The 16,192-nt window shown below is 70.6% G+C and carries 12 protein-coding genes; 8 read left to right on the top strand and 4 right to left on the bottom strand.

The window, feature by feature from the left end; translation table 11 throughout:
* Positions 1-9 precede the first annotated feature (9 nt).
* Positions 10-1,485 carry a glutamate/gamma-aminobutyrate antiporter GadC gene (gene gadC, locus J4573_RS21315; RefSeq protein ID WP_208257531.1) on the bottom strand — a complete coding sequence of 492 codons (1,476 nt, stop codon included), beginning with the start codon at positions 1,483-1,485 and terminating at the stop codon, positions 10-12.
* Between the two features lie 166 nt (positions 1,486-1,651).
* Here gadC and J4573_RS21310 point away from each other — a divergent pair, with 166 nt between their 5' ends.
* The 4 genes from J4573_RS21310 (at position 1,652) to soxR (ending at position 6,078) form a co-directional block, all read left to right on the top strand.
* Positions 1,652-2,215, top strand: coding sequence for a DUF421 domain-containing protein (locus tag J4573_RS21310; RefSeq protein ID WP_208257530.1), 564 nt, complete (start codon positions 1,652-1,654; stop codon positions 2,213-2,215).
* Positions 2,216-2,420: 205 nt separating this feature from the next.
* A complete protein-coding gene (locus tag J4573_RS21305) occupies positions 2,421-4,931 on the top strand; it encodes an ATP-dependent Clp protease ATP-binding subunit (protein ID WP_243773385.1) in 2,511 nt (836 codons plus the stop codon).
* On the top strand, positions 4,924-5,493 hold the full coding sequence (locus J4573_RS21300) for an HdeD family acid-resistance protein (protein WP_208257528.1): 570 nt from the start codon (positions 4,924-4,926) through the stop codon (positions 5,491-5,493). The genes J4573_RS21305 and J4573_RS21300 overlap by 8 nt, the downstream gene beginning before the upstream one ends.
* Before the next feature lie 18 nt (positions 5,494-5,511).
* Positions 5,512-6,078 (top strand): redox-sensitive transcriptional activator SoxR, encoded by a 567-nt coding sequence (soxR, locus tag J4573_RS21295; protein WP_208257527.1) that lies wholly within the window; start codon positions 5,512-5,514, stop codon positions 6,076-6,078.
* Between the two features lie 28 nt (positions 6,079-6,106).
* Here soxR and J4573_RS21290 read toward each other — a convergent pair whose 3' ends face one another.
* Together J4573_RS21290 and J4573_RS21285 are read right to left on the bottom strand one after the other, a co-directional pair.
* Positions 6,107-8,524 (bottom strand): glycoside hydrolase family 65 protein, encoded by a 2,418-nt coding sequence (locus J4573_RS21290; protein ID WP_307796760.1) that lies wholly within the window; start codon positions 8,522-8,524, stop codon positions 6,107-6,109.
* Entirely contained in the window at positions 8,521-9,273 is a 753-nt protein-coding gene (locus J4573_RS21285) for a beta-phosphoglucomutase family hydrolase (protein WP_307796759.1), read from the bottom strand. Before J4573_RS21285 ends, J4573_RS21290 begins: the two co-directional genes overlap by 4 nt.
* Positions 9,274-9,496: 223 nt before the next feature.
* Here J4573_RS21285 and gnd point away from each other — a divergent pair, with 223 nt between their 5' ends.
* Positions 9,497-10,924 carry an NADP-dependent phosphogluconate dehydrogenase gene (gene gnd / locus J4573_RS21280; RefSeq protein WP_208257525.1) on the top strand — a complete coding sequence of 476 codons (1,428 nt, stop codon included), beginning with the start codon at positions 9,497-9,499 and terminating at the stop codon, positions 10,922-10,924.
* Positions 10,925-10,971: 47 nt separating this feature from the next.
* Here gnd and J4573_RS21275 read toward each other — a convergent pair whose 3' ends face one another.
* Positions 10,972-11,667, bottom strand: a complete 696-nt coding sequence (locus J4573_RS21275; protein WP_208257524.1) for an MIP/aquaporin family protein — start codon at positions 11,665-11,667, stop codon at positions 10,972-10,974.
* Between the two features lie 187 nt (positions 11,668-11,854).
* Between J4573_RS21275 and J4573_RS21270 the strand changes: the two genes are divergently transcribed.
* The 3 genes from J4573_RS21270 to J4573_RS21260 all read left to right on the top strand — a co-directional run bounded on the left by J4573_RS21270 (position 11,855) and on the right by J4573_RS21260 (position 16,139).
* Complete coding sequence (locus tag J4573_RS21270) at positions 11,855-14,350, top strand: DEAD/DEAH box helicase (protein ID WP_208257523.1); 2,496 nt, start codon at positions 11,855-11,857, stop codon at positions 14,348-14,350.
* A 70-nt stretch (positions 14,351-14,420) separates the two neighbouring features.
* Positions 14,421-15,224, top strand: a complete 804-nt coding sequence (locus J4573_RS21265) for a class I SAM-dependent methyltransferase (protein WP_208257522.1) — start codon at positions 14,421-14,423, stop codon at positions 15,222-15,224.
* Positions 15,225-15,302: 78 nt separating this feature from the next.
* The gene (locus J4573_RS21260; protein WP_208257521.1) at positions 15,303-16,139 is read left to right on the top strand and encodes an LLM class flavin-dependent oxidoreductase; all 837 of its coding nucleotides are present in this window, start codon (positions 15,303-15,305) and stop codon (positions 16,137-16,139) included.
* Positions 16,140-16,192: the final 53 nt, after the last annotated feature.

Here is a 16,192-nt window from a genome sequence, read left to right as displayed (position 1 = left end):
TCACACCTCCTAGGCGACCGGGGTGGTCGGGTCGACGGTCTTCCAGCTCGGGCGGCGCATCTTCAGGAAGAGGTACGGGATGAGCAGCCCGACCAGCGCCATGCCGCCGCCGACGATGAGTACGTAGACCAGCGGGCTGCCGTTGCCGAACTGCGACGGCGGAACGAACCCGATGGCGAACGCGGCGACGGAGGCGACCAGGCCGATCCCGGCCAGCGCGATGAGCGCGGGCGCGCGGTAGCCGCGCGGATGGTCGGGCTGGTTGCGGCGCAGCTTGATGGCCGAGATGAACATCAGCACGTACATGATCAGGTAGACCTGAGTGGTGATCACCGACAGGATCCAGTAGGCGCTGGAGACGTCCGGGATGAACGCGTACAGCAGCGCGATCACCGTGGTCAGCACGCCCTGGGCGACCAGGATGTTCTGCTGCACGCCGTCCTTGTTGAGCTTCTGCAGGACCGGCGGCAGGTAGCCCTCCTGCCGCGAGATCATCAGCAGCCCCTTGGACGGCCCGGCGAGCCAGGTGAGCATGCCGCCGATCGAGGCGGCGATCAGCATGATCCCGAAGATCGGGGTCAGCCAGCTCACGCCGAAGTGGTTGAAGAACCCGTCGAAGGCCTGCATGACCCCGGCGGTCAGGCTGAGCTGCTTGGACGGCACCACCCAGCTGATCGCCAGCGCCGGCAGGATGAAGATCAGCAGCACCAGCGCCATGGCGAGGAACATCGCCTTGGGGAACTCCTTGCCGGGCTTGCGGAGCGACCCGACGTGCACGGCGTTCATCTCCATGCCCGCGTAGCTCAGGAAGTTGTTGACGATCAGCACCAGGCTGGCGATGCCGGTCCAGGCGGGCAGGATGTGGCCGCCGTCCATCGGCGCGGCCGAGGAGTTGCCCTGGGCCAGGAACACCATGCCGAGCACGACCAGCACGGCGCCCGGGACCAGCGTCCCGATGACCAGCGTGGCGCTGGACAGGCCCGCGACGGTCTTGGTGCCGCGCGAGGACACCCACACCCCGGCCCAGTAGATCGTGATGATCACCAGCGCGGTGTAGACGCCGTTGCTGGCCAGGCGCGGGTCGATGACATAGGCGAACGTGCCCGCCACGTAGGCGAGCAGGCTCGGGTAGTAGGTGATGGTCATGGCGAACTGGCACCACACCGCCAGGAAGCCCGCCTTCGGTGACATCGCCTCGCTGACCCAGCGGTAGACCCCGCCGTCCCAGCCCGAGGCCAGTTCCGCCGAGACCATCGAGGTCGGCAGCAGGAACAACAGTGCGGGCACGATGTACAGGAAGATGGCCGCCAGCCCGTACACCGCCATCGTCGGCGCGGGCCGCAGGCTCGCGACCGAGCTGGTGGTCATCAGCGCCAGCGTCACCCAGGAGATGAACGCGACGGCGACCGCCGGTTTCCTGTGCGCTCCGCTGCGCGTCGTGCCGGTCGCGGGCACGTTGCCCGCGGGAACCTCAGTAGAACTCATCCGTCCCCCCGAACGTCCGGTTCCTGCTCCCAGATCCCCTTTGCCTTCTGCCCCACCGTTCCCAACGGTGAACCGGCGGTTACCGCGTGAACAGGTCATATGACGAGAGTTTTGGCAGGCTTGGTGACCCGATTGCCGGTCGATTCCGAGGGGAACGAAGAGGGCCATGTGGCACGACCTGTTCAGCATGGGCATTCCGGTGCTCGACAAGATCGTCCGGACGGTCGCGGTCTTCCTCGTCGTGGCAGCGCTGCTGCGGTTCACGGGCAAACGGGAGATGGCCCAGCTGAACGGCTTCGACTTCGTGGTGATGCTGCTGCTGTCGAACGTCGTGCAGAACGCCATCATCGGACCCGACAACTCGCTGTGGGGCGGCATCCTCGGCGCCGTGGTGCTGCTGGCCGCCAACGCGGTGCTGGTCCGGGTCTTCATCGGGCGGTTCGACGCCAAGCCGATCGTGCTGGCCAGGGACGGCGCGTACGTCGGCAAGGCCCTGCGGCGGCTCGCGCTGCGGCAGGGCGAGGTGGACCAGGTGATCCAGGCGCAGGGCGGCGACGACGTCGCCGACGTCGACAAGATCACGCTGGAGCCGGGCGGCGCCGTGGTCGTACGGCTCCGGCATGAGGAGCAGTCGGCCAGCTACGGCGACGTCGAGGCGCTGAACGCGCGCCTGGACCGGATCGAGCGGCTCCTGGAGGACCTGGCCCGCCGCCCGCGTGACGCCGGGTGACCGAGCCGGGTGACTGCGCTCAGTGACTGCGCTCAGTGATTGCTCTGGGTGACTGCGCTGGGTGACTTTGCCCAAATTCGACACCCGTTTGGGCTTTTCACGCGCGGCCCGTGGCTAGGTCTGCATTAATCGGCCTTGCGGGCGTCCCGCGAGGCCACGGGACGTTCCGGGGGGATCCGCTGTGGCCAGTTCGCCGTTCGGCTCGATGTTCGACGACCCGTTCCGCGGCTTCGATCATCTGACGGGGCGGATGTTCGGTGCCCCCGAGTCGTGGCCGCCGCGTTCGGGCGGGGTGCAGCGGGTCGACATCGGCAGGCTGCTGAGCGAACCCGGCCGCGAGCTGGTCGGGCAGGGGCTGCAACGGGCGGGCCGGCGAGGCGCCGCCGACCTGGACGCGATCGACCTGCTCGGCGCCGCCGCGCAGACCGATCCGGCGCGCGGGCTGCTGCGTTCGGCGGGCGCCGACCCGGACGGCCTGCTGGCCCGCATCTCCGACCTGACCGGCGACGGCACCCCGGGCGAGACGCCGACGACGCTGACCCCGGCCGCCAAGCGCGCGCTGCTCGACGCACAGCGTGTCTCCAACGCCCTCGACGCCAGCTACATCGGGCCCGAGCACCTGCTGCTCGCACTGGCGGCCAACCCCGGCTCCTCGGCCGCCAGGCTGCTGGCCGCGCAGGGGGTGTCGGCCAACGAGATCCAGGACGCCGTGCTGAACCAGCCGGACCAGACCGGCTCGGCGCAAGGCCGGCAGGGCAACCCCGACACCCCGACCCTGAACGAGTACGGCCGCGACCTCACCGAGGAGGCGCGCCAGGGCGCGCTGGACCCGGTGGTCGGCCGCGAGGACGTGATCGAGCAGGCCATCGAGGTGCTGTCGCGCCGTACCAAGAACAACCCGTGCCTGATCGGCGAGCCGGGCGTCGGCAAGACCGCGATCGTCGAGGGCGTCGCCCAGCGCATCGTGAACGGCGGCGTCCCCGAGTCCCTGAAGGGCAAGCGGGTCGTCGCGCTCGACCTCACCGGCATGGTCGCGGGCTCGAAGTACCGCGGCGAGTTCGAGGAGCGGATCAAGAAGGTCATCGACGAGATCCGCGAGCACTCCGAGGAGCTGGTGATCTTCATCGACGAGGTGCACACGCTGGTCGGCGCGGGCTCCTCCGAGGGCGGCATGGACGCCGCCAACGTCCTCAAGCCCGCCCTGGCGCGCGGCGAGCTGCACGTCGTCTCCGCCACGACGATCGACGAGTACCGCAAGTACATCGAGAAGGACGGCGCGCTGGAGCGCCGCTTCCAGCCGGTGATGGTGCCCGAGCCGAGCGTCGAGGACACCATCGAGATCCTGGCCGGGCTGCGCGACAAGTACGAGGCACACCACCAGGTCCGCATCACCGACGAGGCTCTGGACGCCGCCGCGCGCCTGTCCGACCGCTACATCGCCGACCGGTTCCTGCCCGACAAGGCGATCGACCTGATGGACCACGCCGCCGCCCGCGTACGGCTGCGCTCGCTGTCACCCGACCAGGACTCGCGCGAGCTGGAACAGCGCTTGGAGGCGCTGCACCGTGACAAGGACCAGGCCGTCGCCAACGAGGACTTCGACCGGGCCAAGGAGTTGCGCGAGGAGATCGAGCAGTTGCGCCCCGAGCTGGAGAACGCGCGCCACGGCGGTTCTGGAGGCACGGACGACGTGCCCGAGGTGACCGTCGCCGACATCGCCGAGGTCGTGTCCAAACGGACCGGCATTCCGGTCGCCCAGCTCACCGAGGAGGAACGCGACCGGCTCATGCGCCTGGAGGACCACCTGCACGAGCGGGTGATCGGCCAGGAGGAGGCCGTCGACGCCGTCGCCGAGGCCGTACGGCGCGCCCGCGCGGGCCTGTCGGACCCGAACCGGCCGCAGGGCAGCTTCCTGTTCCTCGGCCCGACCGGCGTCGGCAAGACCGAGCTGGCCCGGGCCCTGGCGGACGTGCTGTTCGGCGGCAGCGACCGCATGGTCCGCATCGACATGAGCGAGTTCCAGGAGAAGCACACCGTCAGCCGTCTGATCGGCGCCCCGCCCGGCTACGTCGGGTACGAGGAGGCCGGCCAGCTCACCGAGGCGGTCCGGCGGCACCCGCACAGCGTGGTGCTGCTCGACGAGATCGAGAAGGCCCACCCCGACGTCATGAACATCCTGCTGCAGATGCTCGACGACGGCCGCCTCACCGACGGGCAGGGCCGCACCGTCGACTTCAGCAACACCATCGTGATCATGACCAGCAACGTCGGCGCCCAGCTGATCCTGGACAACGTCGAACCCGAAGAGCAGCTGAAGGACAAGGTCATGGACCTGCTGCAGCACACGCTGCGGCCCGAGCTGCTCAACCGCATCGACGACGTCGTGGTCTTCGAACGGCTCGACAGGCCGCAGCTCCGCCAGATCGTGGACCTGCTGCTGGACAAGACCCGGCAGCGGCTCGCCGGGCAGGACGTGACGCTGCAGGTGTCCGACGCGGCCAAGGACCGGCTCGCCGAGCAGGGCTACAAGCCCGAGTTCGGCGCGCGGCCCCTGCGCCGCACCATCCAGCGCGAGCTGGACAACCGGCTGTCCAAGATGCTGCTTGGCGGCCAGATCAACGAGGGCGACGCCGTCGCCGTCGACTACTCCGGGGGCGGCGGGCTCGACATCAGCGTCGCGCCGGGGTCAGGCGAGTCGGGAGGCAATGATGCTTGACATGATGGCCCGCAACTGGTGGGTTCTCGCGCTCCGCGGCGCGTTCGCGATCCTGTTCGGACTGGTCGCCTGGATCTGGCCCGGCATCACCGTCTGGGCCCTGGTCATCCTGTTCGGCGCGTACGCGCTGGTGGACGGCGCCATCGCGCTGTACGGGGCGTTCCGCGGCGTCGAGGGGCAGTCACGGGGCTGGCTGGCGCTGACCGGCGTCTGCGGCATCGTCCTCGGCATCGTGGCGATGGCCTGGCCCGGCATCACCGGCTTCGCGCTGCTCATGCTGATCGCCGCCTGGGCGGTCGTCACCGGGATCTTCGAGATCGCCACCGCGTTCGCGCTGCGCAAGCAGATCGACAACGAGTGGGTGTACGTGCTGACCGGCGCGATCTCGGTGCTGTTCGGGGTGCTGCTGTTCGTCTGGCCCGTCTCCGGCGCGCTCGCCGTGGTCTGGATGATCGGCTTCTTCTCGATCCTGTTCGGCGCGCTCATGGTCGGCGCCGCGTTCCGGCTCCGCAAGCTCGCCAAAGAGTCCGAGGCCCGCGGCGGAGCCGCCCAGCCCGTCTAGCCGCATATTCTGTGCCGCATGAGCCGGTTGGAGCACAGGCTGTACGAGCTGACCGTCGGTCAGCTGGCCGAGCGGAGCGGGGTCGCGGTGTCGGCGCTGCACTTCTACGAGTCCAAGGGGCTGATCACCAGCCGCCGGACCGCCGGGAACCAGCGCCGGTTCACCCGCGACACGCTCCGCCGGGTCTCCTTCATCCGGGTCTCGCAGCGCGTCGGCATCCCGCTCAGCGACATCAAGAAGGCGCTGAGCACGCTCCCGGAGGAGCGGACCCCGACCGTGGACGACTGGGCGCGGCTGTCGGAGGCCTGGCGTACCGACCTGGACGAGCGGATCGCCCAGCTCCAGGGCCTGCGCGACAGCCTGACCGAGTGCATCGGCTGCGGCTGCCTGTCGATCAACAAGTGCGCGCTGGCCAACCCCTACGACCGGCTCGGCGACGAGGGCCCGGGCCCCCGCCGCCTGCTCGTCCGGCATTCCACCGAGTCCGACAAGGTCGAGCCCGCCGGACCCGCTGACGCCCCGCACGACGTCCAGGCGTGCGACGCCGCGCCGTGCGACCCCTGCACGCCCGGCATGCAGAACTAGCCGGCCGCCTCAACTGGCCGGTCGCCTTTCAGTTCGTTCGGACGGACGGGTCGGCGCGGCGGGGGAGAGGCTCGCGGCCGACCGGCTGGCTCGGGCGCGGCCGCGACGGGACCGGCGAGATGTCCATCTCGACCGGCTTGTCGACCAGGGTGAACCGTTCGCCGTGGTGGACCAGCTCGATCTCCGCGCCCTCCAGCAGCTCGTAGGTCGCCGCGTGCGTACGGATCGTGACCAGCAGCAGCCGGTCGCGGTAGCGCATCCGGAACGCCAGCCGGCTCATCCCGCTCGGCAGCCGGGGTGCGAACCGCAGCGAGCCGTGCCCGGCCCGCATCCCGCCGAACCCGGCGACCAGGCCGCTCCACGAGCCCGCCATCGAGGCGATGTGCAGCCCGTCGCGGGTGTTGTGGGCCAGGTCGTGCAGGTCCAGCAGCGCGGTCTCGGCCAGGTAGTCGTGGGCGAGCTCCAGCTGCCCGACCTCGGCGGCCAGCACCGCCTGCGTCTGGGCCGACAGCGAGGAGTCCCGGACGGTGATGCCCTCGTAGTAGTCGAAGTTGCGGGCCTTCTGCTCGTCGGTGAAGGCGTCCCCGCACAGGTGCATGGCCAGCACCAGGTCGGCCTGCTTGACGACCTGCTTCCGGTAGAGATCGAAGTAAGGGAAGTTCAGCAGCAGCGGGTAGTGCTCGGCCTTGGTCGCCGCGAAGTTCCAGCGGGAGTGGTTGGTGAAGCCCGAGCTCTGCGGGTGAACGCCCATCCGTTCGTCGTAGGGGATCAGCATGGCCGACGCCGCGTCCCGCCAGGACGCGGTCTCCTCGGTGCTGACGCCGAGGTCGGCGGCCAGGTCGGGGTGGTTCATCGCGACCTCGGCGGCGGCCCGCAGGTTACGGCGCGCCATGAGGTTGGTGTAGACGTTGTTGTCCACGATCGCGGTGTACTCGTCCGGGCCGGTGACGCCGTCGATCCGGAAGACGCCCTCCAGGTCGTGGTGGCCGAGCCTGCGCCAGAGCCGGGCCGTGCAGACCAGCAGCTCCAGCCCGACCTCGCGTTCGAACCGTTCGTCCTCGGTGGCGTCGATGTAGCGCACGACCGCGTCGGCGATGCTGGCGTTGATGTGGAACGCGGCGGTGCCCGCGGGCCAGTAGCCCGAGCACTCCTGGCCGCGGATCGTCCGCCAGGGGAACGCCGCCCCGGCGAGGCCGAGCTGCTCGGCGCGTTCGCGGGCCAGCGGGAGCGTCATGTGCCGCCAGGCCAGCGCGTCGGCCGCCGAACGCGGATGGGTGTAGGTCAGCACGGGCAGCACGAACGTCTCGGTGTCCCAGAAGGTGTGCCCGTCGTAGCCGGGGCCGGTCAGGCCCTTGGCGGGGATCATCCTGCGTTCGGCGCGGGCGCCCGCCTGGAGGATGTGGAACAGTCCGAACCGCACCGCCTGCTGGATCTCGGAGTCCCCATCGACCTCGACGTCGGCGCCGCGCCAGAACTCGTCGAGGTAGGCGCGCTGCTGGGCGACCAGCCCGTCCCAGCCGGTGTGCCGGGCGCCCGCGAGCGCCGCCACCACCTGGTCGTGCAGCGCGGGCCTGGACCGCTGGCTGGACCACCCGTACGCCAGGTACTTCACGATCCGCAGCCGCTGGCCGGGCTCCAGCCGCGTCGAGACGGTGAGGCGGCCGACGTCGGGCGAGCTCTCGGACTCGCACGCCATCTCGTTCGGCCCCTCGATGTCGTGCGACATCCCGGCGGCCATCCGCAGGCCGCTCTCGCGGGCGCGGTGCACGAGGATCACCTTGGTGCCGTTGGCGACGTGCTCCTCGCTGACCAGCGGCGACTCCAGGGCGGCGGCGACGCGGGGATCCTTGCCCAGGTCGGGCAGCGACTCGTTGGCGACCAGCTCCGACTGCGCCACGATGCGGACGGGATCGCCCACGGCCTCGACGTCGTAGCAGATCGCGGCGATCGCGCGCTGCTTCAGCGAGACCATCCGCACCGAGGTGATCTTGACGCGCTTGTCGGCGGGCGAGGTCCACTCGACCGTGCGGGTGAGCGTGCCCGCTCGCATGTCCAGCTGGCGCCGGTGCGAGTGCAGGCGGCCGTAGCGGACATCGAACGGCTCGTCGTCGACCAGCAGCCGGATGAGCTTGCCGTTGGTGACGTTGATGATCGTCTGGCCGGACTCGGGATAGCCGTACCCGGCCTCGGCGTAGGGGAGCGGCCGCAGCTCGTAGAAGGAGTTGAGGTAGCTGCCCGGCAGGCCGTGCGGCTCGCCCTCGTCGAGGTTGCCGCGCAGGCCCAGGTGCCCGTTCGACAGGGCGAACACCGACTCGCTCTGCGGCAGGCGGTCCAGCCGCAGCTCGGGCTCGGTGACGCACCACTCCTCGACGGTGTAGACGGGCCGGTCGACGTCGGCCTGCAGGCTCTGGCTCCCCTGGCCGCTCTCCTCGCTCCGGTCGCTCACCGGCCCTCCTCCATCAGCTCGGACAGGTCGGAGACCACGACGTCGGCGCCGTGCTCGGCCAGGTCGGCCGCGTGGGCGTCGTCGACCCGGTTCACGCCGATCACCCGGGCGAACTTGCCCGCGCGGCCCGCCTCGACGCCGGCCAGGGCGTCCTCGAACACCGCGGCGTGCGCGGCGGAGACGCCGACCGCCTCGGCGCCCGCCAGGAACATGTCGGGGGCGGGCTTGCCGGGCAGGTTCCGCTCCTGGGCGACGACGCCGTCGACCCGGCCGTCGAACAGGTCGGTGATGTTCGCGGCCCGCAGCACCTGAACGGTGTTGGCGCTGGAGGAGACCACGGCCGTCTTCAGCCCGGCCTCGCGTACGGCCCGGACGTAGCGGACCGAGCCCTCGAAGACCTGCACGCCCTTCTCGTCGATCAGCTTCAGGACCAGCGCGTTCTTGCGGGAGCCGAGCCCGTGGACCGTCTCGGCCTCTGGCGGGTCGTCCGGGGAGCCCTCGGGGAGCGTGATGTCGCGCGAGGACAGGAAGGAGCGCGTGCCGTCCTCGCGCCGCTTGCCGTCGACGTACTCGCCGTAGTCCTTGACCGGGTCGAACGGCACGAACGGGTCGCCGGTCCGTTCCGCCCGTTCCTTCAGATAGGCGTCGAACATCTGCTTCCACGCGGCGGCGTGCACCGACGCCGTCCCCGTGAGCACACCGTCCAGATCGAACAGGCAGGCCTCGACCTCATCGGGCAGTCCCAGCACGCTTCCCCCTCCGGCTGTTCTCTCCAGATTCAACGCTGTCAGCCATTCAACCGCTGCCATTCCACATTCAACGCTGTCATTCCACCTCGCGGAGCGTTCCCGGGGAAGACAAGGACATGCCGAAGGGTTGATCAATCTCACAGGTCGGTCGAACGCGCCGCGAGGCGGACGCGTACGTTGGTGTACGGCCGCCATCGACGTCGGGGGAGAGGGAGCCATCCATATGGCACAGCAGGCGCGGATCGGTGTGACGGGGCTCGCGGTCATGGGCCGCAACCTGGCACGGAACCTTGCACGGCACGGGCATCCGGTGGCGGTGCACAACCGCACGGCGGCCAAGACCAAGGCGCTGGTGGAGGAGTTCGGCGACGAGGGCACGTTCATCCCCGCCGAGACCGCCGAGGAGTTCGTCGCGGCGCTGGAGCGCCCCCGCCGACTGGTGATCATGGTGAAGGCGGGCGGGCCCACCGACGCGGTGATCGAGGAGTTCGCGCCGCTGCTGGAGCCCGGCGACATGATCGTGGACGGCGGCAACGCGCACTTCGCCGACACCCGGCGGCGCGAGGCGGCGCTGCGCGAGCGCGGCCTGCACTTCGTCGGCACCGGGATCTCCGGTGGCGAGGAGGGCGCGCTGAACGGGCCGAGCATCATGCCGGGCGGCTCCCCGGAGTCCTACGAGGCGCTCGGGCCGCTGCTGGAGGACATCTCGGCCAAGGTCGACGGCGTGCCGTGCGCGACCCACGTCGGCCCGGACGGTGCCGGTCATTTCGTGAAGATGGTGCATAACGGCATCGAGTACGCCGACATGCAGCTGATCGCCGAGGCCTACGACCTGCTGCGGTACGCCTCGGGCCTGTCCCCGGCCGAGATCGCCGAGGTCTTCAAGACCTGGAACACCGGGCGCCTGGAGTCCTACCTCATCGAGATCACCGCCGAGGTGCTCGCGCACACCGACGCCGCGACCGGCAAGCCGTTCGTCGACGTCGTGCTGGACCAGGCCGAGCAGAAGGGCACCGGCCGCTGGACCGTGCAGACCGCCCTGGACCTCGGCGTCCCGGTCGGTGGCATCGCCGAGGCCGTCTTCGCCCGTTCGGTGTCCGGCCACGCCGACCTGCGCGAGGCCGCCCAGGGACTGCCCGGCCCGGCCCGCGCCAAGGTGGAGGAGTCCGGCTTCGCCGACGCCGTCGAGCAGGCGCTCTACGCCTCCAAGGTCGTCGCGTACGCGCAGGGCTTCCACGAGATCCAGGCGGGCAGCGCCGAGTACGGCTGGAACATCGACGCGGGCGCGATGGCGACCATCTGGCGCGGCGGCTGCATCATCCGCGCCCGCTTCCTCAACGAGATCCGGGCCGCCTACGACGCCGACCCGGGCCTGCCCACCCTGCTCACCGCCGGCCACTTCGCCGAGGCCGTCGGCGCCGCCCAGGACGCCTGGCGGAACGTGATCACCACCGGCGTGAAGCTGGGCATCCCCACGCCGGGGTTCTCCGCCGCGCTCGCCTACTACGACTCGCTGCGCGCCGAGCGGCTGCCCGCCGCGCTCACGCAGGGGCAGCGCGACTTCTTCGGCGCCCACACCTACCGCCGCGTCGACCGCGACGGCTCGTTCCACACCCTCTGGGGCGGCGACCGGTCCGAGGTGACCGCCTGACCCCCTGCGCCTTCGTGCCCCGCCCGGGCCGCCGCTCGCGCGGTGGCCTAGGCGGCGGTGCGGGCCTCGGCGGGCGGGGCGGCGGGCTGCCTGGGCAGGCCCATCTCCATCGGCACCCGGTCCTCGGGGTTGAGCAGGATGAACGTGGCCCCCGCCACGGCACCGCCCGCCAGATCGGCGATCAGCCAGAGCCAGATCTTCGACCAGGCGAACATGCCCGCGCTCGCCGCGCCGAAGGCGACGGCCGGGTTGAACGCGCCGCCCGACAGCCCGCCGACCGCGAACGCCCCCGCCGCCACGGTGAAGCCGATCGCCAGCCCGTAGAAGCTGTTGTCGGGGTGGTCCTTGCTGGTGGCGACGTTGAGCACCACGTACACCAGCGCGAAGGTGAACAGGACCTCGGCCACGAACGCGACCCCGAGCGTCCTGCCGGAGGGTGACAGGGCCGTCACCTTGCCGGGGTTCACGCCCCACTTGGCGACCAGCGCCCCGATGATGCCGCCCGCGATCTGCGCGACCCAGTACGCGGCGGCGTCCACGCCGTTGATCTTGCCCCGGATGAACACCCCGAGGGTGACGGCGGGGTTGTAGTGCGCGCCGGAGATGTGGCCGCCCGCGTAGATCATCACCATCAGCACGGACCCGATGGCCAGGGGCGCCAGCTCCACCTTGGCCAGCACGGTGGTGCCCACCGTGAAGACCAGGAAGAACGTCCCGATGAACTCGGTGACGTACCGCCTCATGATTGCCCTCCTTAACTGGGCAAACTGGGATTGTTAGGACAAAGCGTGTGGCCTGTCAGGTCAGGGCGCCAGACGGCTGACCGGCAGCGGTCCGGATTGAACCGGAACGGTCCACAATCCATGTCGAGTTGGAGATGACCCGCCCCGGGTGGCTCACGCAGTGGGTGATCAAGGGCAGGATGGAGGGGTGACCCTCATCGACCGCCTTCCCGCCGAACCCGACCCCGACGCGCTCTTCGAGGCCTTCGAGGGCTGGGTGTCGGCCGAACGCGGGGTCACGCTCTACCCCGCCCAGGAGGAGGCGCTGATCGAGGCGGTCTCGGGCTCCAACGTGATCTTGGCGACGCCGACCGGCTCCGGCAAGAGCCTGGTCGCCGCGGGCGCCCAGTTCGCGGCGCTGGCGCGGGACGAGGTCTCGTTCTACACCGCGCCGATCAAGGCCCTGGTGTCGGAGAAGTTCTTCGACCTGACCGCGATGTTCGGCAGCGACAACGTCGGCATGATGACCGGCGACGCCAGCATCAACGCCGACGCCCCGATCATCTGCTGCACGGCCGAGGTGCTGGCCAACATCGCGATGCGCGACGGCGCCGAGGCCGACATCGGCCTGGTCGTGATGGACGAGTTCCATTTCTACGCCGAGCCCGAGCGCGGCTGGGCCTGGCAGATCCCGATCCTGGAGCTGCCGCAGGCGCAGTTCCTGCTGATGTCGGCCACGCTCGGCGACGTCGCCCGCTTCGAGAAGGACCTCAGCCGCCGCACCGGACGGCCGACCGCGGTGGTGAGCTCGGCCGAGCGGCCCGTTCCGCTGAAGTACGAGTACCGCACGACCCCGCTGCACGAGACGATCGAGGAGCTGCTCTCGGTCCAGAAGGCGCCGATCTACCTGGTGCACTTCACCCAGGCGGCGGCGATCGAGCGGGCGCAGGCGCTGATGAGCATCAACGTCTGCAGCAAGGAGGAGAAGGCGCGCATCGCCGACCTGATCGGCGGCTTCCGCTTTACCACCAAGTTCGGCCGCAACCTGTCGCGGTTCGTGCGGCACGGCATCGGCGTCCACCACGCCGGGATGCTGCCGAAATACCGGCGGCTGGTGGAACGGCTCGCGCAGGCCGGGCTGCTGAAGGTCATCTGCGGCACCGACACGCTCGGCGTCGGGGTGAACGTGCCGATCCGCACGGTCGTGTTCACCGCGCTGTCCAAGTACGACGGGCACCGCGTGCGGCGGCTGCGCGCCCGCGAGTTCCACCAGATCGCCGGGCGCGCGGGCCGGGCCGGGTTCGACACCATCGGCTACGTCGTCGCGCAGGCCCCCGACCACGTGGTGGAGAACGAGAAGGCCCTCGCCAAGGCCGGCGACGACCCCAAGAAGCGCCGCAAGGTCCAGCGCAAGAAGGCCCCCGAGGGCTTCGTCGGCTGGGACGAGGAGGTCTTCGCCAAGCTGCAGACCGCCGAGCCCGAGCCGTTGAAATCGCGGTTCCGCGTCAGCCACGCGATGCTGCTGTCGGTCATCGGCCGGCCCGGCAACGCCTACCAGGCGATGAAGAAGCTCCTCACCGACAACCACGAGGACCGGCCCGCCCAGCGCCGCCACATCTCGCAGGCCATCGCGATCTACCGTTCGCTGCTGGCCGGGGGAGTGGTCGAGCAGCTGGAGGTCCCCGACGAGCAGGGCCGCTGGGCTCGCATCACCGTCGACCTCCAGGAGGACTTCGCGCTCAACCAGGCGCTGTCCACGTTCGCGCTGGCCGCGTTCGAGCTGCTCGACCCCGGCTCGCCCACCTACGCGCTGGACGTCCTGTCGGTCATCGAGTCGACGCTGGAGGACCCGCGCCAGATCATCGCCGCCCAGCTCAACAAGGCGCGCGGCGAGGCGGTCGCGGAGATGAAGGCCGAGGGCATGGAGTACGAGGAGCGCATGGAGGCGCTCCAGGACGTCGACTACCCCAAGCCGCTGGAGGAGGAGCTGGAGGCGGCGTACGAGCTGTACCGCCGCGGCCACCCCTGGGTAGGCGACCACCCGCTCCGGCCGAAGACGGTCGTGCGGGACATGTACGAGCGGGCGATGACGTTCACCGAGTACATCGCCTACTACGAGCTCGCGCGCGGCGAGGGCATGGTGCTGCGGTACCTGTCGGGCGCCTACAAGGCCCTGCAGCAGACCGTTCCCGAGTCCATCAAGAACGACGATCTCATCGACCTCATCGAGTGGCTCGGCGAGCTGGTCCGCCAGGTCGACTCCAGCCTGCTGAACGAGTGGGAGCAGCTGGCCAACCCCGGCGACGAGACCCTGGACGCCGATCTCGAGGAGCGCGTCACCAAGGTCACCGCCAACACCCGCGCGTTCCGCGTGCTGGTGCGCAACGCGATGTTCCGCCGCGTCGAGCTGGCCGCGCTGGAGCACTACCGCGACCTCGCCGAACTGGACCCCGACATCGACTGGCCCGCCGCCATGGACGCCTACTTCGAGGAGCACGACGACCTGTTCACCGGGCCGGACGCCCGCGGGCCGCAGCTGCTGCGGATCGAGGAGGTGCCCGAGGACGCCCTGTGGCGGGTGCGCCAGACCTTCGACGACCCGGCGGGCGACCATGACTGGGGCATCAGCGCCGAGGTCGACCTGGCGGGCTCCGACGACGCCGGGGAGGCGGTCGTCAAGGTGACCGCCGTCGACCGCATGTGACGCCGTGACGCCGTGACGCCGTGATGCTGTGACTTCGTGATGCTGTGATGTGCGTGGGAAGGGTTGCTTGATGGATTTCGACGCGTTCGAGCGCGCCAACTGGCCGGGCCGGGCCGAGGCGTACGACCGGGGGTTCGCCCGGCTGACCGCCCACACCGTGGAGCCGCTGCTGAACAGCACCCGGGTCGGCCCGCGGACGCGCCTGCTGGACATCGGCTGCGGGCCCGGTCCGGTGACGGCCGCGGCGCTGGAGCTGGGCGCCCAGGTGACCTCCGCCGACGCCGACCTGGACATGCTGGAGGTCGTCGCGCGGCGCCACCCGCACACCCACGTCCAGCTCGCGACGCTGCCGGAGCTGCCGTTCCCCGACGAGGAGTTCGACGCGGTCGTCGGCAACTACGTCATCAACCACACCGGCAACCCGCCCGCCGCGATCGAGGAGCTGTACCGGGTGCTGCGTCCCGGCGGCCGGATCGCGCTCACCTGCTGGCGTTACCCGGACATGCGCGCCAACAAGGTCTTCTCCGAGGCCGTGCAGGCAGCCGAGGTCGGGCAGCCCGACGACGTGCCCGCCGCCCAGCCGTTCGGCGTCTACGCCGAGCCCAAGGCCTTCGCGGGGCTGCTCGGCGCCGCCGGGTTCGCGGGCGCCGGGGCCGACACGCTGCGCTGGGAGCACACCGTGGACCCGGGCGCCTGGTGGGACGACGTGGTCGCCGGGACCGCGTGCAACGGCGCGGTGATCAACCGGCAGGACCCCTCCACCGTGGCCAAGATCCGCGCCGAGTACGACCGGATCATCGCCACGTTCCCCGTCGGCGAGGACGGCCGGGTGACCCTGCCCGCGTGCGCGCTGCTGGCCCACGGCACCCGCTAGCCCCGCTGATTCGCACCTTCCGGCTCGGGCCGGAAGGCTTTCTTGACAAATGAGTGGGTGCTCACTCATTCTGAGGCCATGACGAACTTTCGCTTTGGACTGGTGTCGGGATTCGCACGTACCGCGGACGAATGGACGGGCTTGGCGAGGCAGGCCGAGCGCAACGGCTTCTCGACCATGCTGATGCCCGACGGCGCGCCCATGATGGCGACGCTGCCCGCGCTCGCCGCAGCGGCCACGGCCACCACGGACCTGCACGTCGGGTCGTTCGTGCTGGCCGTCCCGTTCCGCCCGGTCAACCAGATCGTCCAGGAGGCGGGCACGATGGCCCTGCTGACCGGCGACCGCTTCGAACTGGGGCTTGGCGCGGGTCGTCCGGGCGCCGAGGCCGACGCGGAGGTGTTCGACCTGCCGTACGGCACGCCGCGCGAGCGCATCGAGCGGATCGGCGAGGTCATCGACGCGCTGGCCACGCCGGTCGACGGGGTCTACGGCGGTACCGGCACCCGGCCCCGCGTCCTGGTCGCGGGCGGCGGGCCGCGGATGCTGTCGATGGCGGCGGCCAAGGCCGACACCATCGCGTTCGGCATCCCGCCGCTGACCGACGAGGCGGGCCTCGCCGAACGCGTGAAGATCGTGCGGGACGCGGCGGGGGACCGGTTCGACGAGATCGAGCTGTGCGGCAGCGTGCAGGTGGTCGGCGACGACGCACCCGAATGGCTGGCCGGACGGATGGGCGTCAGCCTCGCCGACCTGCGCGACGCCGGGTCGGTGGTGGCGCTGTCGGGGACGCCGCGGCAGATGGCCGACACGCTGGAACGGCGGCGCGACGAGCTCGGGATCTCGTACGTGACCGTGCCCTCGCCGTTCGTCGAGACGTTCGCGCCCGTCGTGGAGCTCCTCAAGGGTCGGTGAGGCGGGGGAGCGGGCCTCGCTCTTGAGAGTGAGGACGCGCCGCGGGCCCGGCG

This window comes from Actinomadura barringtoniae, from assembly GCF_017573505.1.
Taxonomy (GTDB): Bacteria; Actinomycetota; Actinomycetes; order Streptosporangiales; family Streptosporangiaceae; genus Spirillospora; species Spirillospora barringtoniae.
The sequence above is the reverse complement of the archived record's forward strand: the minus strand, read 5'-3'. Positions and strand labels throughout refer to the sequence as shown.